Raw genomic sequence first — 16266 nt, forward strand, 5'->3', positions numbered from 1 at the left:
TGTCACGTTGCTCCGGCGGGCGACAGGGTGTACGTCCGGCTCGAGGTGTAGAACTCAAGGGCGGCCCGGCCCTGTTCGCGCGGCCCGTGGCTGGATGCCTTGGCTCCGCCGAACGGCAGGTGGAAGTCGACGCCGGTGGACGGGGCGTTGATCCGGATCATTCCGGTGTCGAGCCCGTCGAGTCCGCTCAGCGCCGCGTTCAGATCGGCGGTGTGGACGGAGGTGACCAGGCCGTACGGCACTGAGTTGCTGATCCGCACCGCGTGGGCCAGGTCGTCGGCGGGCAGCAGGGCCGCGATGGGGCCGAAGACCTCTTCGCGCAGCAGCCGGTGGCCCGCGGGGACCTTCTCGACCAAGGTCGGGGCCGTGTACCAGCCGGGTCTGTCGGACACGGTGCCGCCGGCCAGCGCGGACAGACCGTGCCAGGCATCGCCCACCTGGCCTCGGGCGTGCTCGCTGATGAGCGGCCCGCACACGGTCGCCGCGTCGGCCGGGTCGCCCACCGGCACGTCACGCAGCGCTGCGGCGAGTGCGTCACGCAGGGGCTCAAGGGCCGCGCCGACCGCGATGACGCGGCTGGTGGCGGTGCACTTCTGGCCCGCGTACCCGGCGATGGAGGCGGCGATGTGGGCCGCGGCCTGCTCGATGTCGGCGTCCGGCAGTACGACCGCCGCGTTCAGGCCGCCCATCTCGGCCTGGACCGGCACCCCGCGGGCCGTGGCGACGCGGGCGACGGCCTTGCCGACGGCGGTGGAGCCCGTGAACGAGACCACGTCGGCGGCGGAGACGAGCGCGTTGCCCTCCGTCGGCCCGCCCGGCAGGACGGTGAACACCCCGGCGGGCACGACCTGTTGGACGATCTCGGCCAGGCGCAGCGCACACGCCGTGGCCTCGGGCGCGGGTTTGAGGACGACCGTGTTGCCCGCGGCGAGCGCCGGGGCGGCCTTCCAACTCGGGATGGCGAAGGGGAAGTTCCAGGGCGTGATGAGACCGGCCACGCCGTGCGGGCGACGCCGTGAGAACAGCAGTCCGGGCCCGGCTGCGGTCTCGTGGACCGCGCCGACGGGTTCGTACGGAGCTTGGGCGTAGTAGCGCCAGATCGCGGCGGTACGGGCAACCTCGGCGCGGGCTTCGGTGAGCGGCTTGCCCACTTCACGGACGGCGAGTTCGGCCAGCTCGACGCGTGCGGCGTCGATGGCGTCGGCGACCGCGCCGAGGGCGGCCGAGCGGGCGGCGGCCCCGCCGAGCAGCCAGCCCGGCTGCGCGGCGCGGGCGTGCTCCACGGTGTCGACCGTCTCGAAGGCGCCGGGCGCCGGAATCCGCAGGAGTACCTCGGCCGGATCCGCCGGGTTGTGTGAGGTGATGGCGAGTGGTGCGGCGGTGGTCACAGGAGGAAACCTCCGGGGAAGGGGTCGTCCGGGTCGAGGAAGTACTGGGCGGTGCCGGTGATCCAGGCACGTCCGGTCACGGTCGGCACGACGGCGGGGATGCCGCAGTCCACGGTGGTCTCTTCGATCAGACGGCCGGTGAAGCTGGTGCCGATGAAGGATTCGTTGACGAAGTCCTGCTCCAGGGGCAGCAGGCCGCGCGCGTGCAGCTGTGCCATGCGGGCCGAGGTGCCCGTGCCGCACGGGGAGCGGTCGAACCAGCCGGGATGGATGGCCATGGCATGACGCGAGCGGCGGGCGTCGGAGCCGGGAGCGGCCAGGTAGACGTGCTTGACTCCGGCGATCTCGGGGCGCTCGGGGTGCACGGGCCGCTGCGGCGATGCGTTGATCGCGTCCATGATGGCGAGCCCGGCGGCCAGCAGGTCGTCCTTGCGCTCACGGTCGAACGGCAGCCCAAGGGCGTCGAGTTCGACGAAGGCGTAGAAGTTCCCGCCGAACGCGAGGTCGTAGGTGACCGTGCCGTACCCGGGGACGGTGATCTTGCTGTCGAGGGCGACGCTGAACGCCGGTACGTTGGTGAACGTGACCGCCGTGGCCGCGCCGTCCGACACCTGCACGTCGACGGTCACGAGCCCGGCGGGGGTGTCGAGCCGGACCGTGGTGACCGGTTCCGTCACCGGCACCATGCCCGTCTCGACCAGGACGGTAGCGACCCCGATGGTGCCGTGCCCGCACATCGGGAGCAGTCCGGAAACCTCGATGTAGAGGACTCCGTAGTCGGCGTCAGGACGGGTGGGCGGCTGGAGGATCGCGCCGCTCATGGCGGCATGTCCGCGCGGCTCGTACATCAGGAGCGTCCGGAGATCGTCCATGTGCTCGATGAAGTGCAGCCGCCGCTCGGCCATGGTGGCGCCGGGGATGACCCCGACGCCACCGGTGATCACGCGCGTGGGCATGCCCTCGGTGTGCGAGTCGACTGCGTGGAAGACGTTGCGCGTGCGCATGGGCTTCCTTTCGGTCAGGGGGCGTTCGTCTGTGGGGGGCGGTGTGGTCAGCGGTGGCCGTCGGCGACGGCCTTCTCGGTGGCGGCGCGCACGCCCTCCTCGATCTCCCCGGTGAGCGGGAAGCGCGGCGGCCGTGTGGGACCGCCCCGCCGCCCGACGATGTCCATGGACAGCTTGATCGACTGCACGAACTCCGTCTTGGAGTCCCACCGCAACAACGAGTGCAGGGACTTGTAGAGCGGGAGAGCCGTGTCCAGGTCCCCGGAGACGGCGGAGTGGTACAGATCGGCGCAGCTGGCGGGGAACGCGTTGGGGTAGCCGGCGATCCAGCCGACGGCGCCTGCGACGGCGAGTTCGAGCAGGACGTCGTCGGCTCCGATCAACAGGTCGAGTTCCGGGGCGAGTTCGGCGAGTTCGTACGCCCTGCGGACGTCACCGGTGAACTCCTTCACGGCGACGACGCTGCCGTCCTGGTGCAGCCGGGCAAGGAGGGCCGGCGTGAGGTCGACCTTGGTGTCGATGGGGTTGTTGTACGCGACGACCGGCACCCCTGCGCGGGCGACCTCGGCGTAGTGGGCGCGTACGGCGGGCTCGTCGGCGCGGTAGGCGTTCGGGGGCAGCAGGAGCACCGAGCCGCAGCCCGCATCGGCCGCCTGTTCCGCCCAGCGCCGGGCCTCGCCGCTGCCGTAGGCGGCGACTCCGGGCATGACGCGCGCCCCGTCGCCCGCCGCTTCGACCGCGGTCCGCACGACGCGGGCCCGTTCCTCGTCGGTGAGCGTCTGGTACTCGCCGAGGGAGCCGTTCGGCACGACACCGTCGCAGCCGTTGTCGATGAGCCAGCGGACGTGCTCGGCGTAGGCGTCGTGGTCGACGGACAGGTCGTCGCGCAGCGGCAGGGTGGTGGCGACCATGATGCCGCGCCAGGGGCGGGTGCTGCTCCAGGTGTTGGCGTTCACGTTGGCGGTCATGTCAGAGAGACCTCTCTTGAGAATGTGACATTTCACTTGGGTGGTGAGGACGCCCCGAAGGGGCTTCCCCTTGGTCAGCTGTCGGCGTCCCGCGGCTCGTCCACGACGGGGTCGTCGAGCGCGGCCAGTGCCGCGAGCGGGACGGGCGTGGCGAACGGGCGCCGCTCTAGCGGAGCTTCGGCGACTCCGACGCGGGACGCGAGGCACGCCACCGCCGCCCCGCACATCCGCCCCTGGCACCAGCCCATACCGGCACGGGTGAGGAGTTTGACGGTGCGGACGTCCCGCGCCCCGAGGTCCTCGACCGCTTCGCGGATCCGTCCTGCGGTGACCTCCTCGCAGCGGCACACATCGGTGTCGTCCGTGAGCCAGCGCGGCCAGCCGGAACCCGGCGCGTGGGCGATGGCCATCGCGTCGGCAAAGGCCCGCATCCGCCCCTTGCGGCGCTTCAGCTCCCGCGCCCGGCCGCCGTGGACGGCGCGGCCAAGGACCCGGGCAGCGATCGCGATCCCCGCCAACTCACCCTCCACTCCGGCGAGTTGAGCCCCACCCACGCCCCCGGTCTCGCCCGCCGCCCACAGGCCGCGTACCGATGTCTCCTGAAGGCCGTCCAGAGCCAGGGCCCTGGTGCCGTCGAGCAGGGAGCGGGTGGCGCAGCCGAGCCCCGCCGCCAGTTCGATCTGAGGGACGAGCCCGTGTCCGACGGCCAGCGCGTCGCACTCGATCCGGCGCCCCGCCTCCCGCACGGGGCGCCAGTCGCGGTCGAGACGGGTCACGGTGACGGCCTCCACACGGTCGGTACCGTGCACCTCGGTGACGGCACTGCGCGGCCGCACCGGCACCCGGTGCCGCAGCAGCGCGGCGCCGTGGGTCAGGGCCTCAACCGCCTTGTGCGGGTTGGTGACGAGCGCCCAGGGGTGCCTGGCGTACCGCAGATAGCCGGACGCCTCGACGACGGCAGGCACCTTCGCACCCGCCGCGGCCAGCGAGGAGGCGACCGCGAGCAGCAGGGGGCCGCTGCCCGCCACGACGACCCTCCTCCCGGGAAGGACCAGGCCGGACTTGAGCATGGCCTGCGCTCCCCCGGCACCCACGACGCCGGGCAACGTCCAGCCGGGAAACGGGAGTTGACGCTCGTACGCACCGGTCGCGAGGAGGACAGCGCGGGCCCGTACGCGCACGGGATGCTCGCCGTCGCCGTCGGCCCCGGTGACGGCGTGCACCGCCCAGGCACCGGCCGCCCCTTCGTCCTTCGTCACGCTCCACACATGGTGTCCGGGAAGGTGCCTCACCTCGCTCTCCGCCAGCCGTCGGCGCAGATCGGTGTAGGCGGACCAGTCGTGGTGCAGGGCCTCTGGCCGGACGGCGCCCACCGCGGGTGCCGGATGCCGGTAGAACTGTCCGCCGGTGTGGGCCGCGGTGTCCAACAGGGTGACGGACAGGCCGAGTTCGGCGGCCGCGACGGCCCCGGCGAGACCGGCGGAGCCCGCACCGATCACCGCGAGGTTGCATGGTTCAGATGGCGAGTCCGGCACGGCCGTGTCCTTCCTGAGTGGTGACGGCATCCCCGGGCCGGGCCGGAACGAGGCAGGCCCGCCGGTTGGGCTCTCCGTTGATGGTGGCGAGGCAGTCGTAGCACTGCCCGATCCCGCAGAACGCGCCCCGCGGTCGCCCGCCGTTGCGCGTGGTACGCCAGGCCAGGATTCCGGCCCCCCACAGCGCGGCGGCGACGGACTGCCCGGGTACGGCGGTCACGGCTCTGCCGTCGAAGGTGATGGGGAACGGCGGATCGGGCGATGCGCCGACCAGGTCGGCGGGGGTACGGGCCATGGGCGCCTCTCCTCTCGTGGCGGGTGGACTCAGGTCGTGACGGGTGGGCTCAGGCGGTCGGTGGGAAGCGTTCCGGCCTGAACGGGGCCATGTCGAGCGGCGGTTCACCGCCGGTCAGGGTCCGCGCGACGGCAAGGCCGGTGGCAGGGGCGAGCCCGATCCCCGCACCCTCGTGGCCGCAGGCGTGCAGCAGGCCGGGGATGCGCGGGTCGGAGCCGATGGCGGGCAGGTGGTCCGGGAGATACGGACGGAAACCGGCGTACGTGCGCATCGCCCGCACCCCGGCAAGGACCGGGAACAGCGCGGTGGCCTGGGCCGCCAGACGGCGCAGCACCTCGACCGAGAGCGTCCGGTCGAAGCCGACCCGCTCCCGGCTGGCGCCGATGAGGACGGGACCCGCCGGGGTGCCCTCCACCACCGCCGAACTCTGCAGCGCGGCGGAGCCGCTCGCCACGTCGGCGACGTAGTCGGCCGCGTACACCTTGCGGCGCACCACGCGCGGCAGCGGCTCGGTGACCAGGACGAAGCCCCGCCGCGGCCGCACCGGCAGCTCCACCCCGGCGAGGCGGGCGACCTCGCCGCCCCAGGTCCCTGCCGCGTTGACCACGTACGGGGCGTGGTGTTCCCCGCTCGCCGTCCGCACCCCGCGGATCTCGCCGGATGACCCGGTGAGCAGTCCTGTGACCTCCTCGCCCAGACGCAGACGGACCCGCTCGCCGCCCGCGCGCAGCAGATGCGCGGCGGCGAGCGCGGGCATGACCTGCGCGTCCTGGGGGTAGTGGAAGCCGCCCGCAAGGCCGTCGGCGAGGTGGGGTTCGAGATCGTGCAGGTGGTCTGCCCCGACCTCGTCCGCGGTGACGCCCGCCTTGCGCTGCCGGGCCGCGAAGTCCCGCAGGGCGCACATCCCCGCCTCGTCGGAGGCGACGACGAGGCCGCCCTTGGACTCGTACTCGATCTCGGGCGGGAGCTCTTCGGCGAGCTCCCGCCACAACTCGTTGGAGAGTAGGGCGAGTTCGAGCTCGGGGCCCGGCTCTTTGTCGGAGAGCAGGAGGTTGCCCTCGCCGGCCCCTGTCGTACCGCCCGCCACGGGGCCGCGGTCGAGCACGGTGACGCGGAGGCCGGACCGGGCGGCGTAATAGGCGCAGGCCGCGCCGATCACGCCTGCCCCGACGACGATGACGTCTGCGGTGTTCCTTGTCAGCACGTCAGTAATATTTCACATTGCACTGGCTCTGCCAAGGGGGCGCGATCAACGAACCCCATCGAACCCCATCGAACCCCATCGATCCCGATCGATCCCGATCGATCCCGCGGTTGAAGGGTCAACCGCAGCAGCCCACTTGGGAACGGGTGGGTAACGAAGTAGCTCACACCTTGTCAGTGCAATTTCACATTACTATGTTACGGGTCACATTCCAGCCAGCTCTCCAGCTCTGGCTGTTCGACTGCTTCCGGAGTGACCACTCATGGACAAGCGCACCTGTACCGCCCTCGCCGTCGCACTCGCGGCGGCCCTCACCCTCGGCACGGCCGGCTGCTCCGGCGGACAGAAGACGGGCGGACCCCGCGGCAAGAACCCCGCAACGGCCAACATCGGCAAGGTGATCGGGGGAACCCCGAAGAAGGGCGGCACCCTCAACGTCCTGTCGAACACCGACTTCACGCACCTCGACCCGGCCCGCAACTGGGTCATGAGCGACATGAACTTCGGGACCCGCCTGCTCTACCGCACCCTGGTGTCGTACAAGGCAGCCCCCGGAACCGCCGGCGGCGAGCTCGCCCCCGACCTCGCGACCGACCTCGGCACCTCCTCCAACGGCGCCAAGACCTGGACCTTCCACCTCAAGGCAGGGGTCAAGTACGAGGACGGAACGCCGATCACCGCGCAGGACGTCAAGTACAACGTCGAGCGGTCCTTCTCCCCCGACCTGCCCGGCGGCGCCGACTACGCGGCCCGCTATCTCAAGGGCGCCGAGGGCTACAAGGGCCCTGCCAACGGCAAGCACCTGGACTCCGTCAGGACGCCGGACGACAGGACGATCGTCTTCGAACTGCGCAAGCCCTTCGCCGAGTTCCCCAACGTGACGGTGATGCCCACCTTCGCCCCGGTACCGAAGGCGAAGGACAACGGGCCCAGGTACGACAACCGCCCCTTCTCCTCGGGCCCGTACAAGATCCAGACGTATCAGCGCAACAAGAAGATCGTCCTGGTCCGCAACCCGCACTGGGACCCCAAGACCGACTCGATACGCAAGGCGTACCCGGACAAGCTGGTCATGGTGATGGGGCTGCGGCCCAATCAGATCGACGACCGGATGATCGCCAGCCAGGGCGCTGACGCCTCCACCGTCCCGTGGTACGCGCTGCGGCCGGAGAGCGGGGTGAAGGTGCTGCCCAAGGCCGGTGTCCGCAAGCGGCTGCTCGCCGAGTCGACCAACTGCACCGACATGGTGCAGATGCACACCGGGCGGGCCCCGTTCACCGATGTGAAGGTCCGTCAGGCCGTGCAGTACGCCCTCGACAAGGAGGCCGTGACCACCTCGTCCGGCGGCCCCGCCTTCAATGACACCTCCACCGCCTACATGCCCGCCGCCCTCTTCGACGGCAAGCAGCCCGACACGCTGAAGATCCCCGCAGCCGGGAACGTCGACAAGGCGAAGCAGCTGCTCAAGGAGGCCGGAAAGCCCGATGGCTTCAGCACCAAGATGACGGTCTCCAACGGCGACAAGGGCCGGGCGGAGGCGGTCCAGCAGTCGCTCGCCAAGGCCGGCATCAAGGTCACCATCGAGACGGTCGACCCGTCCGCGTTCTACGCCACCATCGGCGACACCAAGAACCGCACCGACCTCGCCTACACCGGCTGGTGCCCCGACTACCCCTCCGGCTCCACCTTCCTGCCCTTCGTCTTCGACGGCCGCTACATCAAGGAGAAGGGGAACCAGGGCAACCACTCCCTCTTCCGCGACAAGGCGACCATGAAGCGGATGGACGAGATCGCCGCCATGACCGACGCCAAGAAGGCCGCCAAGGCCTGGCAGGAGCTGGACGGCGAGATCCTCGCCAAGGCGCCGACCGTGCCGGTGCTCGTCCGACGCTGGCCGCTGGTGGTGGGGACCAACATCGCGGGTGCGTACGGGCAGACCTCCTTCGGCGGTCAGCTCGACTACGCCTCGGTCGGTCTCAAGGACCCCGCCAAGAGCGAGGGTTGAGGAGCACCGCCACCATGACCATCCCCACCACGACGACCACCACCTCCACCACCGCACCGGCCGCCGAGGCCGCTTCGGCGGGCAGCGGGCCCTGGCGGATCGCCCGCCGGGAGCTGCGCCGCCGCGCCTCCGTGCGGATCTCCCTCGTCGTGATCGCGCTCTTCGCGATCATGGCGGCGACCGCACCGCTGCTCAGCAAGCTGGGCGGCTGGTCCCCCGAGGAATTCGACAAGAGCGCCGTCGACCCCTATCTCGGCGGGCAGCCGATCGGCGCGCTCGGCGGCATCTCCGCCGACCACTGGCTCGGCGTCGAACCCGTCACCGGGCGCGACCTGTTCGCCCGGGTCGTGCACGGCGGACAGGTCTCGCTGCTCATCGCCGTCACCGCCACCGCCATCGTCGTGATCGCAGGCACGGCGGCCGGGATCGCGGCCGGCTACTTCGGCGGGCGCACCGACACGGTGCTCTCCCGCCTTATGGACCTGACGATGTCCTTCCCCTCCCTCATCTTCATGATCGCGATGATGTCCGTGGCCAGGGACGTGAACCGGGTCGTGCTGATGATCACCGTCATCGGGGTCTTCGGCTGGCCCGGCATCGCCCGTGTGGTGCGCGGTCAGACGCTCTCGATCAAACACCGCGAGTACGTCGACGCCGCCCGCGTCGGCGGTTCAGGATCCTGGCGCATCCTCACCCGCGACATCCTCCCGGGCGTCGCGGGGCCCGTCATCGCCTACACCACCCTGATCATCCCCGGGATGATCGCCACCGAGGCGGCCCTGAGCTATCTGGGCGTCGGCGTCCGTCCGCCCACCCCTTCCTGGGGCCAGATGATCGCCGAGAGCGTCGCCTTCTACGACACCGACCCCATGTACTTCGTCATCCCCAGCATCTGTCTCTTCCTCACCGTGCTCGCCTTCACGCTGCTCGGCGACGCTCTGCGGGACGTGCTCGACCCGAGGGGGAGCCGCACATGACCGTCTACATCGGGCGCCGGCTGCTCGCGGTGATCGGTGTCCTGATCGCCGTCGCCGCCGTCACCTTCACCATCTTCTACGTCCTTCCTTCCGACCCGGCTGCCGCCGCCTGCGGCAAGTCGTGCAGCACCGAACGCCTGGCGGCGATCCGCGAGCACATGGGCCTTGACCAGCCCCTGTGGCGGCAGTTCGCGGACTTCGTCACCGGCATCTTCACGGGCCGCACCATGGGCTCAGGTCAGTACGCACTGCACTGCGACTTCCCGTGCCTGGGCTACTCGTACGAGAACAGCGAAGGCGTGTGGGACCTGCTGATGGACCGGCTTCCGGTCTCCGCGTCGCTCGCCCTCGGTGCCGCGGTGTTGTGGCTGCTTCTCGGGCTTACCGCGGGCGTCACCGCCGCCCTGCACAAGGACAGCCTCACCGACCGCGCCCTGATGGTCGGCGCGGTTGCCGCCGCGTCCCTGCCCGTCTACTTCACCTCGATGATGCTCATCTACGGGCTGATCCGCACGGCCGGTCTGCTGCCCTACCCGAAGTACGTGGAGCTGACCTCCGACCCGCTCAGCTGGGCATCGAACCTTCTCCTGCCCTGGCTGGCCCTGGCCATCCTGTACGCGGCCATGTACGCGCGCCAGAGCCGCAGTTCGATGATCGAGACGATGGCTGAGCCGTATATCCGCACCGCCCGCGCCAAGGGGCTTCCGCGCCGCAAGGTCGTGGTCAAGCACGGCCTGCGGGCCGGGATGACGCCCATCCTCACCCTCTTCGGCATGGACCTGGGCGGGCTGCTCGCAGGCGCGGTGATCACCGAGTCCATCTTCGGCCTGCCCGGCATCGGGCGGCTCTTCTACGGTGCGCTGTCCAGCGGCGACCAGCCGGTCATCCTCGGCGTCACGCTGCTCGCCGCCACCTTCATCGTCGTCGCCAACCTGGTGGTCGATCTGCTGTACGCCGTCGTCGACCCGCGAGTGAGGTACTGATGAGCGCCGACCAACCAGTCCTGCTCGTACGGGACTTGACAGTCAACTTCCGCACCCCGCGCGGGCCGGTACGGGCGGTGGACGGCCTCGGCTTCGACGTACGCCGTGGCGAAACCCTCGGCATCGTCGGCGAGTCGGGATCGGGCAAGTCCGTCACATCGATGGCCGTGATGGGCCTGCACACGGGCGCCGAGGTCACCGGCTCGGTCGCCCTCGACGGCCAGGAGCTGGTCGGGCGGTCCGAGCGCGAACTGAACCGGCTGCGCGGCAGGCGGATGGCCATGGTCTTCCAGGACCCGCTCTCCAGCCTGCACCCCTTCTACACGGTGGGCGAACAGATCGCCGAACACCACCGGGTGCACTTCGGCAGCCGCCGAAAGACCGCACGGGAACGGGCCATTGACGCCCTCGCCGAGGTCGGCATCCCCGAACCGCGCCGCCGCGCCGGCGAGTACCCGCACCAGTTCTCCGGCGGCATGCGGCAGCGCGTGATGATCGCCATGGCCCTTGTCTGCGAGCCGGAGCTGCTCATCGCCGACGAGCCGACCACGGCCCTCGACGTCACGGTCCAGGCCCAGATCCTGGAGCTGATCGCCCGGCTGCAGCAGGAACGGGGGCTCGCGGTCGTCCTGATCACGCACGATCTGGGGGTGGTGGCCCGGGTCGCCCACCAGGTCCTGGTGATGTACGGCGGCCGGGCCGTCGAACAGGCCGACGTGGACACCCTGTTCGCGACACCGGCCCACCCCTATACGCGCGGGCTGCTCGACTCCCTGCCCCGCCTCGACGACAGCGACGACGCTCCGCTGCGGGCGATCCCCGGCAGCCCGCCGTCCCTGCTCACCCCGGCGCCCGGCTGCGCGTTCGCGCCCCGTTGCCCCCGGCTCGCCGGCGTCCCCGCCGGGGCGCGCTCCCGCTGCGAGACGCAGCTCCCGCCCCTCGAAGGACCGGACCGGCATCCGGCCGCCTGTCACTTCCCCGCGTACGAAGGCATGGCCTCATGACACCAACCGAAACGCCAACCACCGAAACACCGCCTACCACCGAACCCCTGTTGTCCGTACGGGACTTGACGATGACGTTCCCCGGGAGGCGGCGCTCCGCCCCGGTCCGGGCCGTCGACGGCATCACCTTCGACGTGGCGGCGGGCGAGACGCTGGGCCTCGTCGGAGAGTCCGGCTGCGGCAAGTCCACCACGGGACGCTTGATCGTCCGGCTCCTGGAACCCACCGCGGGATCCCTCACGTACGACGGGCGCGACATCAGCCACCTGTCGCAGCGCGAACTGAAGCCGCTCCGCACCGACCTCCAGATGGTCTTCCAGGACCCGCACTCCTCCCTCAACCCCCGGCAGACGGTGGCCCGGATCATCTCCGATCCGCTGCTCGTACAAGGCAGTTCGGCGGCGGATGCCCGCAGGCGGGCAGTGGAGTTGATGGACCTTGTCGGGCTCATCCCCGAGCACATCGACCGCTATCCGCACGAGTTCTCCGGCGGCCAGGCCCAACGCATCGGCATCGCCCGCGCCCTGGCCACCGGGCCCCGGCTCGTCGTCGCCGACGAGCCGGTCTCCGCCCTCGACGTCTCCGTCCAGGCCCAGATCGTCAACCTGATGGAACGGCTGCAGCGCGAACTCGGCCTCGCCTATCTCTTCATCGCCCACGACCTGTCCGTGGTCAAGCGGGTCTGCGACCGGGTCGCCGTGATGTACCTGGGCCGCATCGTCGAGATCGGCGAGAAGGAACGGGTGTACGCGGCTCCCGCCCACCCGTACACCCGGGCCCTGCTGTCCGCCGTCCCGCTGCCGGACCCGGCGGCCGAGCGGGCCCGCGAGCGGATCACGCTGCTCGGTGATCCGCCGAGCCCGGCCGCTCCCCCGCCCGGCTGCACCTTCCACCCGCGGTGCGCCAAGGCGCAGGAGATCTGCCGCACCGAGGCGCCGACACTGCGGATCACGGCACCGGGCACGGCGCGGCAGGTGGCGTGCCACTTCCCCGAGGCGGCCTGAACACGGCTGTGCCCCGGCTCCTCGACGGAGCCGGGGCACAGCCGTCTCAACTGCGTACGCCGCGCTACGACTTGGTAATCCGCACGGTGTCGCCGTACGCGTCCGCGCTCAGCACCTTGATGCGGACGCCCGCGGCGGAATCGGTGAACGACTCACCGGCCCCGTACGGGGCGTCGTCCAGCGGGCGGCAGCCCGACGCGGGCGTGGCAGTCGGCTCGGCGTCCATGACCCTGATCGGCCCCTCGCCGGTCGCCGTGGACGAGTCGACCTTGTAGACCAGCGCACCGGTCGAGCAGACGCCGCTGTCCGCCTGGACACCCCGTCGCGATTCGACGACGTAGGCGGTGGTGGGGCCGGTGCGGACGACCGCCATCTTGGTTCCGGACCCGTACTCGACCGCGGTGAGACGGACCGTGTCGCTGCCCTTCGAGGCCCGGCACACGACCTGGCTGTCGTCCGTCCAGCCCAACTTCCAGGAGTGCCAGGCGAAGTACTGCGGCCCGGCCCCGCCGATCAGACCCATCACGTCCCATCCGCCCACGAAGCGATGGCCGTCGCTGCCCGTGTCGAAGGCGTACAGGTCGGGCAGCCCGAAGGTGTGACCGGTCTCGTGGGCCACCAGCTTCTTCCCCCAGTGCCACATGTCCTGGCCGAAGGTGACCGCCCACTTGATGCGGTTGCCGTCGGCGACGACGCCCGCCGTCCCCGGTTCGTACACATAGGTGGGGGTGAACGAGATCGCCTTCGCGTTCTTCGTCGCCACGACGTAGACCATGTCGTACTGCGAGAAGTCCACGCCCGGGTCGGCCGCGGTGACCGCGTCCTTGACGTACGCCTCGTGCTCCTCGTGCGAGAGGCCGCGCTCGTAGCCGTAGTCGGTGGAGTTGTGCGGCATCCTCACCCAGCTCCGGTGCTGAGTGATGTCGAGCCGTACCTTGCCGTACGAGGCGTTCCGCAACCAGTCGGCGCCGGGCGTGAGTTGGGCCGCGTCGTCGGCCGGTGACTCGGTCGCGGGCGCGTCCGCGAAGTCCACGAAGATCATGCCGACCTTGATGGTGCCCTTCGGGCGCTTGAAGACGGAGTAGTCCGTGTCGTGCCCTTCGTCCGTCCAGCCGGTGGTGCCGCGCAGTGCACAGGCGGACGGTCTTTCCGCGGCCGTCGCGGCGGAGGCCGAAGGGGGAACGGAGAGCAGGAGCGGGGCCAACAGCGCCAGCAGCAACGGCAGAAGCACCGTCCGGGCCGTCGGTGAGGAGTACAGGCGTCTCATGTGAACACTGCCTCTCATGAAGCCTCCCAATGAATGACGTGTGACATTTCACATAAGACTGCGGATGCATGCCCCTGTCCGGAAGCTGTCGCCGGTCCATAACATCCGCGCCATGGATCTGGAGATACGGCACCTGCGGGTGGTGTGCGCGATCGCCGAGGCCGGGAGCCTCACCCGCGCCGCAGCCTCGCTCCGCATGACGCAGCCAGGACTCAGCGCCCAACTGCGCCGCATCGAGGCCATGTTGGGCGGCATCATGTTCGACAGGCAGCAGTCCGGCGCCACCCCCACGCCCTTCGGCGAGCTGGTCATCGCGCGGGCCCGCGCGATCCTGCCGGGCGTCGAGGGTCTGCTCGCCGACACGGCCCGCGCCACCCGGCACAGTTCGGGGTCGGGCCGGATCCGTGTGGGTTCGGTCGGCGCTCCGCTGCTCGGCCATCTCCTGCTGGCCGTCGGGGCGTTGCTGCCCGAAGCCGATCTGACCTCACGCTGCCGGTACTCCCCCGTCGCCCTGCTCGACGACCTCGCCGCGGGCCGCCTCGAGGCAGCGGTGCTCGGTGACCACCCCGGACAGGAGCTGCCGCAACGCAAGGGCGTGGCATGTCACACCATCGCCGACGAGCCGGTGTTCGCCCTCCTGCCGGCGGCCCACCCGCTCACCGCGCAAGACGAGATTTCCCTCGCCGACCTCCTGGAGGAGGACTGGGCGGTCCCACGGCCCGACGGCGACCGGACCCGCGAATACTGGGCTTCCCTCTGCGCCTCGGCGGACCGCGCCCCATCCGCCCCCTACGAGGCGGAGGGGCGGCAGCTGATCGAGATCGTACGGGCGGGCCTGGCCGTCAGCCTCTGCCAGGCCACGTTCATCGAGGTGCCGGGCGTCGCTGTCCGCCCCCTGGCCGGAAACCCCTTGTGGTACCGGCACATTCTGGCCTGGCACCAGGGCGGCCCGCTGGCGGCCGTCAGCACCGAGATCCTGCGCCGGGTCGTCGACGGCTATCAGGCGGCCTGCTCGGAGAGCCCCGCGTACGCACGCTGGCGTGAGCTGAATCCGAGGGCCGCCCGACCGCGGGGGTGCACTGCCGATCGTCAGGCGGGGACGGCACCGACCAGGCCGCCGTCGATGACGAGATCCTGACCGTTGATGTAGGACGCGTCGGACGAGGCGAGGAATGCCACGGCCGCTGCGACCTCTTCCGGGCGTCCGAAGCGCCCGGCGACGATCTGGCCGGTGACCGCATCCGCCTCCGCTGTGGTCAGCGCGTCGGCGGGGTACATCGGGGTGTCGATATAGCCGGGACTGACGGCGTTGACGCGGATGCCGTGCGGGGCGAGTGAGGCGGCCAGGGTCCGGGCCAGGTTGTGCACGGCGGCCTTGGTCGCCGAGTAGAGGGTCAGGACGCTGTTGCCCCGGTGGAGGGTCCAGGACGCGTTGATGACGATCGAGCCTCCGTCCGCCAGCAGCGGCACTGCCTTTTGCACGGTGAAGAACACGCCCTTGAAGTTGACGTCGATGCCGTGGTCGAAGTCCGGCTCGGTGATGTTCTCGAACGGCAGGAAGGTGCCGGTGCCCGCGTTCGCGAAGAGGCCGTCCAGCCGGCCGTGACGGTCCCGGACGGCCTCCATCAGCGCGTCCACCGCGCCGAGGTCGGCGGCGTCGGCCACGATTCCCGAGGCGCACGGGCCCAGCTCCTCGACGGCGGAGTCCACCCGTGCGCGGGTACGGCCGGTGACGATGACGTGGGCGCCTTCGGCGACGAGGCGGTGTGCGGTCGCAAGGCCCATGCCGCTAGGGCCTGTCCGATGGGTCAGGCCGGTCATCGCGCCGGGTGCCGATTCAGCAGGGCCGAGCGGGCCCTGGTGCGTGCAGCTGCAAGGCGGAGGAGGGCGACAACGCGGAGCGTTGGCAACCGACGACAACGCCGCAGATGGGCGTGCCAGGGCCCGCGACCCCGGCAGGACCCATCGGACAGGCCCTAGTGCCGCCGGTGATGAGGACGGTCTTGTCGGTGAAGCGGTTCATGCCGGTGTTCCCGTCAGGGTGTGCGTGAGGTGGTCGCTGAGGTGGGGCAGCCAGTCGGGCCGCGCGTTGCCGAGAAGGTGGTCGCCGTGCGGGACGGACAGGTAGGTGGCGTGCGGTGCAAGGCCGCCTCGAACCGTTGGACGCCGTACTGAGCGCGGACCATCCGCTCGCGGCCGAACCGGCTCTGCGGCCGGACCAGTTGCGCGACAGCGTGCTGTGGGCGCCCGGTGCGCTGGGCCGACTCGACTTCCTCCACCGGTTCGCCGACCGGTTCGGCATCCAGGACACGGCCACGAGCGTCAACCTGGGCCTCGCCCATTTCCTCGCCGAGGTGGCCGAAGAGCCGCAACGCTTCTCGCTGGTACCCGCCGACGTGCCACTGCCGGAGGTCCCCGGGCTGCGCTCCGTCCCCCTGATCGATCCCACGCCGCTGTACGCCTGGTCACTGCTGTGGCGCACCGGCAACGGACACCCGGGCCTGAACCGCCTCGCCGCCGCCTGCGCGGAGGAAGCGGGGCGAAGCCGATGGCTGGAGTACGACCCGACCCGCGACTGGTTGCCCGAACCACCAACGGACCATCCCCATGTGCGGGGCACGTGAGATGTGCA

Annotated in this window: 14 protein-coding genes and 1 pseudogene; 7 read left to right on the forward strand and 8 right to left on the reverse strand. The window is 70.8% G+C overall.

All coding sequences use genetic code 11. The annotated features are described in order from the left end of the window. Nucleotides 1–2: 2 nt before the first annotated feature. The 6 genes from AB0O76_RS13655 to AB0O76_RS13680 all read right to left on the reverse strand — a co-directional run bounded on the left by AB0O76_RS13655 (nt 3) and on the right by AB0O76_RS13680 (nt 6394). On the reverse strand, nt 3–1388 hold the full coding sequence (locus AB0O76_RS13655; RefSeq protein ID WP_365489267.1) for an aldehyde dehydrogenase family protein: 1386 nt from the start codon (nt 1386–1388) through the stop codon (nt 3–5). Next, nucleotides 1385–2392 (reverse strand): proline racemase family protein, encoded by a 1008-nt coding sequence (locus tag AB0O76_RS13660; protein ID WP_365489270.1) that lies wholly within the window; start codon nt 2390–2392, stop codon nt 1385–1387. Before AB0O76_RS13660 ends, AB0O76_RS13655 begins: the two co-directional genes overlap by 4 nt. A gap of 47 nt (nt 2393–2439) precedes the next feature. Then, on the reverse strand, nt 2440–3360 hold the full coding sequence (locus AB0O76_RS13665) for a dihydrodipicolinate synthase family protein (RefSeq protein ID WP_365489273.1): 921 nt from the start codon (nt 3358–3360) through the stop codon (nt 2440–2442). Nucleotides 3361–3434: 74 nt separating this feature from the next. Next, a complete protein-coding gene (locus tag AB0O76_RS13670) occupies nt 3435–4895 on the reverse strand; it encodes an NAD(P)/FAD-dependent oxidoreductase (RefSeq protein ID WP_365489276.1) in 1461 nt (486 codons plus the stop codon). After that, nucleotides 4876–5190, reverse strand: coding sequence for a (2Fe-2S)-binding protein (locus AB0O76_RS13675; RefSeq protein ID WP_365489279.1), 315 nt, complete (start codon nt 5188–5190; stop codon nt 4876–4878). Before AB0O76_RS13675 ends, AB0O76_RS13670 begins: the two co-directional genes overlap by 20 nt. 49 nt (nt 5191–5239) lie before the next feature. Continuing rightward, nucleotides 5240–6394: an FAD-binding oxidoreductase gene (locus AB0O76_RS13680; protein ID WP_365489282.1), complete on the reverse strand. Its 1155-nt coding sequence runs from the start codon at nt 6392–6394 to the stop codon at nt 5240–5242. A gap of 262 nt (nt 6395–6656) precedes the next feature. Between AB0O76_RS13680 and AB0O76_RS13685 the strand changes: the two genes are divergently transcribed. Genes AB0O76_RS13685 through AB0O76_RS13705 form a run of 5 tightly spaced genes read left to right on the forward strand, consistent with a single transcriptional unit; the run spans nt 6657 to nt 12367 of the window. Then, nucleotides 6657–8399: an ABC transporter substrate-binding protein gene (locus AB0O76_RS13685; RefSeq protein ID WP_365489285.1), complete on the forward strand. Its 1743-nt coding sequence runs from the start codon at nt 6657–6659 to the stop codon at nt 8397–8399. Between the two features lie 14 nt (nt 8400–8413). Continuing rightward, the gene (locus AB0O76_RS13690) at nt 8414–9376 is read left to right on the forward strand and encodes an ABC transporter permease (RefSeq protein ID WP_365489287.1); all 963 of its coding nucleotides are present in this window, start codon (nt 8414–8416) and stop codon (nt 9374–9376) included. Then, a complete protein-coding gene (locus AB0O76_RS13695; RefSeq protein ID WP_365489290.1) occupies nt 9373–10359 on the forward strand; it encodes an ABC transporter permease in 987 nt (328 codons plus the stop codon). The genes AB0O76_RS13690 and AB0O76_RS13695 overlap by 4 nt, the downstream gene beginning before the upstream one ends. Further along, nucleotides 10359–11363, forward strand: a complete 1005-nt coding sequence (locus AB0O76_RS13700; protein ID WP_365489292.1) for an ABC transporter ATP-binding protein — start codon at nt 10359–10361, stop codon at nt 11361–11363. Before AB0O76_RS13695 ends, AB0O76_RS13700 begins: the two co-directional genes overlap by 1 nt. Further along, on the forward strand, nt 11360–12367 hold the full coding sequence (locus AB0O76_RS13705; RefSeq protein WP_365489295.1) for an oligopeptide/dipeptide ABC transporter ATP-binding protein: 1008 nt from the start codon (nt 11360–11362) through the stop codon (nt 12365–12367). The genes AB0O76_RS13700 and AB0O76_RS13705 overlap by 4 nt, the downstream gene beginning before the upstream one ends. A 64-nt stretch (nt 12368–12431) precedes the next feature. Here AB0O76_RS13705 and AB0O76_RS13710 read toward each other — a convergent pair whose 3' ends face one another. Next, the gene (locus AB0O76_RS13710; RefSeq protein WP_365489297.1) at nt 12432–13634 is read right to left on the reverse strand and encodes a M6 family metalloprotease domain-containing protein; all 1203 of its coding nucleotides are present in this window, start codon (nt 13632–13634) and stop codon (nt 12432–12434) included. Between the two features lie 112 nt (nt 13635–13746). Between AB0O76_RS13710 and AB0O76_RS13715 the strand changes: the two genes are divergently transcribed. Further along, nucleotides 13747–14772 (forward strand): LysR family transcriptional regulator, encoded by a 1026-nt coding sequence (locus AB0O76_RS13715; RefSeq protein WP_365489300.1) that lies wholly within the window; start codon nt 13747–13749, stop codon nt 14770–14772. Here the strand turns inward: AB0O76_RS13715 and AB0O76_RS13720 are convergent. Next, the gene (locus AB0O76_RS13720; RefSeq protein ID WP_365489303.1) at nt 14724–15419 is read right to left on the reverse strand and encodes an SDR family oxidoreductase; all 696 of its coding nucleotides are present in this window, start codon (nt 15417–15419) and stop codon (nt 14724–14726) included. The genes AB0O76_RS13715 and AB0O76_RS13720 overlap by 49 nt on opposite strands. A 362-nt stretch (nt 15420–15781) precedes the next feature. Here AB0O76_RS13720 and AB0O76_RS13725 point away from each other — a divergent pair. Beyond that, nucleotides 15782–16258 (forward strand): annotated as a pseudogene (locus AB0O76_RS13725) (LysR substrate-binding domain-containing protein); the annotation flags it as partial. Nucleotides 16259–16266 lie beyond the last annotated feature (8 nt).

This window comes from Streptomyces sp. NPDC086554 (genome assembly GCF_040686095.1).
Taxonomy (GTDB): Bacteria; Actinomycetota; Actinomycetes; order Streptomycetales; family Streptomycetaceae; genus Streptomyces.